Consider the following 7,174-nt stretch of genomic DNA (forward strand, 5'->3'; position numbering starts at 1 on the left):
ATAAGAATTTGAGATAGCTCTCAAATTTAAAAGTATTAAGCGAATTGACTTCGCAAATGTTTTGCTCCGATCACCGAAGTGATCAGAGACCCTACACATTTGATTCGTCGAAACTTTGTTCAGTTTTCAAAGGTCTACCATGTTGCTTAAGCAGTGCCCAAACAACATATTTGTTATATCATCTAACTTGCATTATTGTCAATAGCTTATCTCAACTTATAAGGATTAATTACAAGCTACTGCTTAACAAGTTAGCTTATTTATAATATCAATTCTACTGTCAAAAGTCAACAACTAATTTTAACTAATTAGAATCAATCATTGCTCTTCCTTGACAGCACTACTTATTATAGTCAACCAAAGCGTTTAAATCAAGACTAAGCATGAATCCTTTTTCATGTAGTCCACAAAACCAGATATCAAAGAACAGTCTTTAAAAGTTTGTGAAATTTATAAGCCTTTATTGCTATAAGTCATGTAAAAAACACAACAGTTAAATACTATAACTGTTTCTCTACTTATTTACAAGCCCCTATTAGTAATTTTTCAATTTCCAAATAAATAAAAAAGATCTTCCCAGCTTAAATGTCCGGGAAGATCAGTGAAGTTAGCATATATGGTAATAAATCAGACATTCACGTTCTTGCCATACTCATTGTTAATAGTGTTAACAACGTTTTGTGCCTTCATGTTGTCTTGCACAACAGCGTCACCATCACGTAAAGTATAGGTAGCGTCATCAGACAAATTACTATAGTCAACATCGTTACCATCAGAGTCAACAAAATTGAACTTCGAATTCTTGAAGTTCTTAAGAGCATCTTCATCAATATCCATAACTATGCTTCCTTTCTTGTATTATTATAGCCTATTTCACTTTAAATAGCTACGTAATTTTTTAACCAGCAATATAGACTTACTTTAATAGCATTAGTCAACACTATTGATAAAGCATATCGAAGTAAGTGCAAAAATACTTTCAATACCAATAATAGTATTTTCTTTTTACTTTGCCTGAATATATCCTTGTTTCTTTAATAGCTCAGCAAATTCAATTGCACCGCCGGCAGCCCCACGAGCAGTGTTATGAGACAGGCCAACAAACTTCCAATCAAATATCTTATCAGGCCGCAAGCGACCGATTGAAATTCCCATTCCATGTTCAAAGTTTACGTCATAACGAACCTGTGGACGGAACTCATCGGTCAAGTATTGAATAAACTGCTCAGGAGCGCTTGGTAGGTTCAGCCGTTGTGGCTCGCCCGAATAGTCTTCCAACGCCTTAATCAAATCATCCTTAGTTGGATGCTGTTTAAAGTTAATAAAAGTTGCTACCGTATGGCCGTATAGTACAGGGACCCGCAGGCATTGACTAGTAATTACCGGTGCATCAGCTTTAACAATGGCCTTCTTTTGATCATCGATATGGCCAAAAATCTTCAGCGGTTCATCTTCAGACTTCTTTTCCTCTCCCGGAATGTATGGAATTACGTTCCCTTGAATCTCCGGAGCCCCTTCAAGGGTTTTACCGGCACCGGAAATTGCTTGGTAGGTACATGCCAATACTTGAGTTGGCTCGAACTGTTGCCAAGCAGCAATGGCTGGCGTATAGCTTTGAATCGAACAATTAGGCTTAACGGCCACGAATCCCCGCTTAGTTCCTAACCGTTCACGCTGGTACTTAATAATCGCAGTATGATCTGGATTGATTTCCGGAACGACCATTGGAACATCCGGCGTCCAGCGATGAGCACTGTTATTAGAAACCACAGGTGTTTCATGTTTAGCATACTCATCTTCGAGTTTACGAATAGCATCTTTATCCATATGAACAGCCGAAAAGATAAAGTCAACCTGAGAAGCAACCTTGTCCACATCTTCGGCATCTAAAACTGTCAGACCCTTGACTCCGTTCGGGATTGGGGTATCACCCATCTTCCACCGGCCCTTGACGGCTTCCGCATAAGTCTTACCGGCACTATGCTTACTGGCAGCCACAACCGTTACTTCAAACCAGGGATGGTTAGCTAATAAAGTTACAAAGCGTTGGCCAACCATTCCCGTTGCACCGATTACACCAACTTTTAACTTCTTACTCATTCTAAAAATCTCCGTATCTTTATAATTATTTTCTAATTATCTTCTAATATACACTGAATGGCTTAAAGTTTCCATGGTTTTATTACCATAATTTAGCAATTCAATATAATTTAAAAACTTTATGAGTGATGTCATTCCAAATCTAGCAGAGCCTTTTTCATTGCTAACCCACCTGCGTAACCGGTTAATTTGCCATTGGTACCAATCACTCGATGACAAGGCACCACAATTTGAAGTGGGTTCTTACCAATAGCCACACCGACTGCCCGAGTCGCACGCGGATGACCAATAGCATTGGCAATTTCTTGGTAAGTCCGTGTTTGGCCATAAAGGATTTCCCTTAATGCTTGCCAGACCGCCAATTGAAAAGCTGTCCCGTGCAATTTATACGGAAAATCAAATTGGATCCTTTTCCCGGTCAAGTACTCGTCAACTTGGGCAGCCACTCGCTCAGTCAGCGGAGTCCGTTGTCCCATCTTAACCGGATGATCGACTTTTTTAAGATAACAACCTTACCGTTTGTCGTACCAACTTGGAGTTGACCGACCGAAAATGAATAAGCTACCTGTACTTTTATGAATAATCTTCCTTTGTCTTTTGCCCTTCTTGATCATCAAAGGAAACATCTTCTTCTATTTTAATTCCTAATTATCGCTTTTTACATTAATGTTATGATCAAGGTAACAGGAAAGAAGGCTTATTAATATGCGAAAATTTCCACCAAAGCAAAAGTTTCTCGAAGCACTGACGGCCATTGCGGACCACCACGTCCAAATGGGTGACCACCAAGCCACAGTTCGATCATCCAATAATGCCAAGCTTTATACTGTCACCTGGGATAAAGACACCTATCATTCTAATGACAACGCCACATATTGGCAGGGTTATGCCGGTTACCCGGTGCTTGCTGTTTTAATGTTACAACATCGACTGCCACTGGATCGAACCATTGCCGACCAGTTCAAGGATGTTAACTGGCACGATTTAAACCTTAAATACCATCGCAATTACCAAAAAGCGGCCGATGCTGTAATCATCGACCGTGGTCTTGACCATGACGAGATCTGGGTAGCTGTAGATGATCTCTATGACGATCTTAAAAGCTTACCATTAACATTAAAACGGCTCCGCATTTCTCATAAATAATCGCAAAAAACTAACTGTTATCAAAAATGCCACACGCTGGCCCTCTCCAGCATATGGCATTTCCTATTATTTATTATTTTACATTTAAAACAGTAAAGTAAACGATAAAGACAACCCACAGTAACCACATCATCGGTGAAATATCACGCCAACGTCGAGCAGCGATCATTGAAAATGGATAGACGATAATTCCCCAGGCTAAGCCATCGGAAATAGAATAAGTTAGTGGCATCCCAATCACGATCAAGAAAGATGGGATAGCAACCTCAAGTTTAGCCCAATGAACACGGGCCAGGTTTCCTGCCATCAGAACCCCAACAATAATTAAAGCTGGCGCCGTAACTTGGGTGGTAAAAATACTCAAAATTGGGCTAAAGAGCATGCTAATCAGGAAGAAGATCCCGACCCAAACAGCCGTTAATCCGGTTCGACCACCAACGGCAATGCCGGCACTAGATTCCACATAGGCACCAACGGGTGAAGTTCCCAGTAAGGAACCAACCATCATCCCGGTGGAGTCCGCGGTCAAGGCACGTCCGGCACGTGGCATCTTGTTATCCTTCATCAGACCCGCTTCTTGGACTAAGCCGATCAAGGTACCGGTAGTATCAAAAAAGGTAACGAGTAAGAAAGTTAAGACAATGATCCACATCTGAACAGTATTGATATCACTAATGTGAAGAAGAGCCTGACCGGCAATTGGTTGAATGCTTGGTACCCCGGAAATAAATCCCGTCGGCATCTTAATCTGACCAGTGCTGACACCAAAGATTGCCGAGACAATCATCCCAATGAAGATCGCCCCTGGCACATTAGCAACCATCAACATCACGGTGACAACTAAACCAAAAATGGTAATCCAAACCGTTGGATTTGCTAATGAACCAACCGTAACCAGGGTGGAACCACTGTTTTGGATCAACTTACCACCCTGCAAACCAATAAAAGCAATGAACATCCCAATCCCGGCTGAAATTGCATACTTGATATCGGCAGGAATGGTATTAATAATTTTTTCCCGGAGCTTAAGGGCGGTAATCAAAATAAAGAGAATTGAAGCTACAAAAACCGCCGCTAAGGCTGTTGGCCATTTTACATGCATCCCCAGACAAACCGTATAGGTAAAGAAGGCGTTTAATCCCAGGGTCGGTGCAGAAGCAATCGGATAGTTAGCGACTACCCCCATCACGATACAAGTAAAGGCCGCCGCTAGTGCCGTGGCGGTAAACAAAGCCCCTTTGTTCATTCCACTTGCCCCTAAAACGTTCGGGTTAACGAACAAAATATATGACATACTGACAAAGGTGGTCAGCCCGGCAAGAAATTCCCGCCGTGCCGTGGTTCGGTTCTCGTCCAAATGGAAAAACTTACTAATCAAAACAACTTGCTCCTAACGTTGACAAATATATATTCGCTTTTTGGGTTATTAATTAATTTTAATAGACTTCAAAGTAACTATATATTTGTTTAATACGAATTAACAGTTACTATTATACGCAAATAGTTAAGATTTTCAATAACAGGTCGTTGCTGTAGGTTATAATTGTTAGTTTCTTACAATTACGTTATGACTACCGTTAAACCTGTAGTCGCTTTGAACAGTTGTTGATAGGTGTACCACTAGACCACATATATTTTCTCGGACGTGTGGTAAATGTCAAGAAGTCAACAGGCATCAATCTTTAAATATAAAAAAGCGTTTGTCGCAATGACAAGCGCTTTTTGTAATATTAAAAATGTTTCCTTCGAAATACCAAGTAAGCCACGGCCGTAAACAAAACCGTATAGCACAACGTTCCAACCAGTAACTGGTTATTCGACAGCATCGTGGTCAAATGATAGGTTGCGTAATTGTGATACTGATCAGTCAGGTTAATCATGTTGAACGGGTTCCACCGAATAATCTTTGACGGACCGACGTGGGCCATCAACAAGTTATTCGAGAGCCCACTGCTCATGAAGACAAACAGGGCGGTGACCGCGATAACGACCGCATTGGAATTAATCAGACACGACATTAGGCAGATTAGACTAATAATTAGTGAGGAACTTACAATGTCTACTCCGGAATGCATAATCATGTTCATAATCAGCGGCTGATGGTGCTGGTAGATTGCCGTCCAGGAAACCGGATTATTGAGCAACGGGGCAACGTTCAACAACGCGGTGATGATCATGGCAACGACGTGGAGTATCACATCGTACAACAAAAGGGTCAGAAACTTGGCGAAGAAAACCGCCAATCGGCTGCCGGAATGATACATCAAGTTGATGATCGTCCCATTCTGAAATTCCATTGAGAAGATAGTCGAACCAACGATAATCAGAATTAGCATGATGACCGTGCTGACGTCATAGCAACACATGATTAGTAATTTGCTGTAGATCCGGCCCATTGCCAGGCCAATGACTACCATGTAGATCGGCATCAAGATCATGATGACCCAAGGCAGTTTCCGGTGGTTGAGCTTAAACAGTTCTTGACGTAATTCAACTTTCATAGCAGTCACCCCCTAAATCCGCCGCTTCTTAAATGCCCAACGGCCCAGCAGCAGGAAAATCAGGGCGTAAATTAAGTTACCCAAAATCAATTCGCCGTCGGTTAGGTGACTGAGCTTGATGACACTGGCGTCCGACAACTGGGTAATGATGTTGATCATGTTGAGTGGGTTCCAGGCCCAGGCACTCGCCAATCCCGGAATTGCCTGTATGACCACTGCCGAAATGCTGGCTCCAAGGAAGCCGATAAAGAGGCCAATGATGATCACAGTCGCGGTGGACTTTACCAACGAAATCAACCAAAGCGACAGGGTGATGGTAAAAAGCAGGTAGATCCCAACACCAACCATGTTAAGCAGGAAGGCATTCAGCAGGGTGTGTCCACGGTAGGCCAAACCCCACGGAAACTTGCCACCCAACACGGCCGGCTTGATCAGCAGTGCAAAGGCCAGGCCAACCAGCAAGAGAAACAGGCCATACAAAATCAAAGCCAATAACTTAGCCCAAAAGACGGCCAACTTGCTGGGGCTCTTGTACAAAAGGGTCGGCATGGTGTTGTTGCGAAATTCCATCGACACGAAGTTAGCACTGATGATCACCATGATAATGGTAGCCCACTGTCCTGCACCAAAGCCTTGCGTGACCAAGGATCGGGTAATATAAGCAAACGGAATACAAGTATAGATCATTAGGCCGAACAGCACTATAACCGCCAGCCAGGAGACGCGTTGGTGAATGAGTTTATAAAATTCATGAGAAAGGGTAGCCTTCATTATTAGTCCCCCACTTTCTCATCACGTAAAATATTGACGATGACCTGCTCGAAGCTCAGCCGTCGCGGTGATAAATCCCGTAGCAAGATCCGGTGCTCAGCCAGTAGCTGTTGAACGGAATCAATACTGGTGGCAGCAAGCAAAATATACTGGCCCTGGTGCTTAAAATGGATACCAGCTTGGGTTAATAGCTTTTCGGTGGTCGGCATATCAACCGTTAGCAGCTGGTATTCGGTGGTGTCCACCCGTTGAAACTTGGTCATCGGCTCGTCCATGATGATCCGGTGATGGTTTAAGATGACCACCGATGTCATTACCTTCTGGAGTTCACTGAGTACGTGGCTGGAGATCAAAAAAGCCGTGCCCTGGGCGGCGTATTCATGGATGATCTTTCGAATCAAGATCGTCGACTCAATGTCGAGCCCGTTCATCGGCTCATCCAGGATAACCAGGTCCGGATGATCAAGGAGTGCCAGAGCAATACCTAGCTTCTGCTTCATCCCGATCGAGTAGCTACCGGCCCGCTTGTCAATGTAGGAGGCCATCCCCAGCGTGGCAATCAGCTGGTGCATTTTTGCCTTGTCTTTCGCGTACAATTCCAGGTTTTCCAGCCCACTTAAGAACGGATATAGCGCCGGATTCTCGATCAATGCGCC

Annotated in this window: 7 protein-coding genes and 1 pseudogene; 1 reads left to right on the forward strand and 7 read right to left on the reverse strand. The window is 43.1% G+C overall.

The features are described 5' to 3' along the window. Positions 1 to 627: 627 nt before the first annotated feature. The 3 genes and pseudogenes from ACEYV4_RS08635 to ACEYV4_RS08645 all read right to left on the reverse strand — a co-directional run. Positions 628 to 837, reverse strand: a complete 210-nt coding sequence (locus tag ACEYV4_RS08635) for a hypothetical protein (RefSeq protein ID WP_373842895.1) — start codon at positions 835 to 837, stop codon at positions 628 to 630. 168 nt (positions 838 to 1,005) lie between these two features. Next, the gene (asd, locus tag ACEYV4_RS08640) at positions 1,006 to 2,100 is read right to left on the reverse strand and encodes an aspartate-semialdehyde dehydrogenase (protein WP_373842896.1); all 1,095 of its coding nucleotides are present in this window, start codon (positions 2,098 to 2,100) and stop codon (positions 1,006 to 1,008) included. Positions 2,101 to 2,231: 131 nt separating this feature from the next. Next, a pseudogene (locus ACEYV4_RS08645) lies at positions 2,232 to 2,477 on the reverse strand (methylated-DNA--[protein]-cysteine S-methyltransferase); the annotation flags it as partial. Between the two features lie 328 nt (positions 2,478 to 2,805). Between ACEYV4_RS08645 and ACEYV4_RS08650 the strand changes: the two are divergent. Further along, positions 2,806 to 3,246, forward strand: coding sequence for a hypothetical protein (locus ACEYV4_RS08650; RefSeq protein WP_373842897.1), 441 nt, complete (start codon positions 2,806 to 2,808; stop codon positions 3,244 to 3,246). Between the two features lie 73 nt (positions 3,247 to 3,319). On the opposite strand, the gene ACEYV4_RS08655 is transcribed toward ACEYV4_RS08650, so the two are convergent. The 4 genes from ACEYV4_RS08655 to ACEYV4_RS08670 all read right to left on the reverse strand — a co-directional run. Continuing rightward, a complete protein-coding gene (locus ACEYV4_RS08655) occupies positions 3,320 to 4,624 on the reverse strand; it encodes an NCS2 family permease (RefSeq protein ID WP_373842898.1) in 1,305 nt (434 codons plus the stop codon). 352 nt (positions 4,625 to 4,976) lie between these two features. Beyond that, positions 4,977 to 5,747: an ABC transporter permease gene (locus ACEYV4_RS08660; protein WP_373842899.1), complete on the reverse strand. Its 771-nt coding sequence runs from the start codon at positions 5,745 to 5,747 to the stop codon at positions 4,977 to 4,979. Positions 5,748 to 5,759: 12 nt separating this feature from the next. Beyond that, positions 5,760 to 6,518 carry an ABC transporter permease gene (locus tag ACEYV4_RS08665; protein ID WP_373842900.1) on the reverse strand — a complete coding sequence of 253 codons (759 nt, stop codon included), beginning with the start codon at positions 6,516 to 6,518 and terminating at the stop codon, positions 5,760 to 5,762. 2 nt (positions 6,519 to 6,520) lie between these two features. After that, positions 6,521 to 7,174: ATP-binding cassette domain-containing protein (locus tag ACEYV4_RS08670; RefSeq protein ID WP_373842901.1), on the reverse strand; the 654-nt coding region annotated here is incomplete at its 5' end.

The organism is Limosilactobacillus sp., assembly GCF_041859915.1.
Classification (GTDB): Bacteria; Bacillota; Bacilli; order Lactobacillales; family Lactobacillaceae; genus Limosilactobacillus.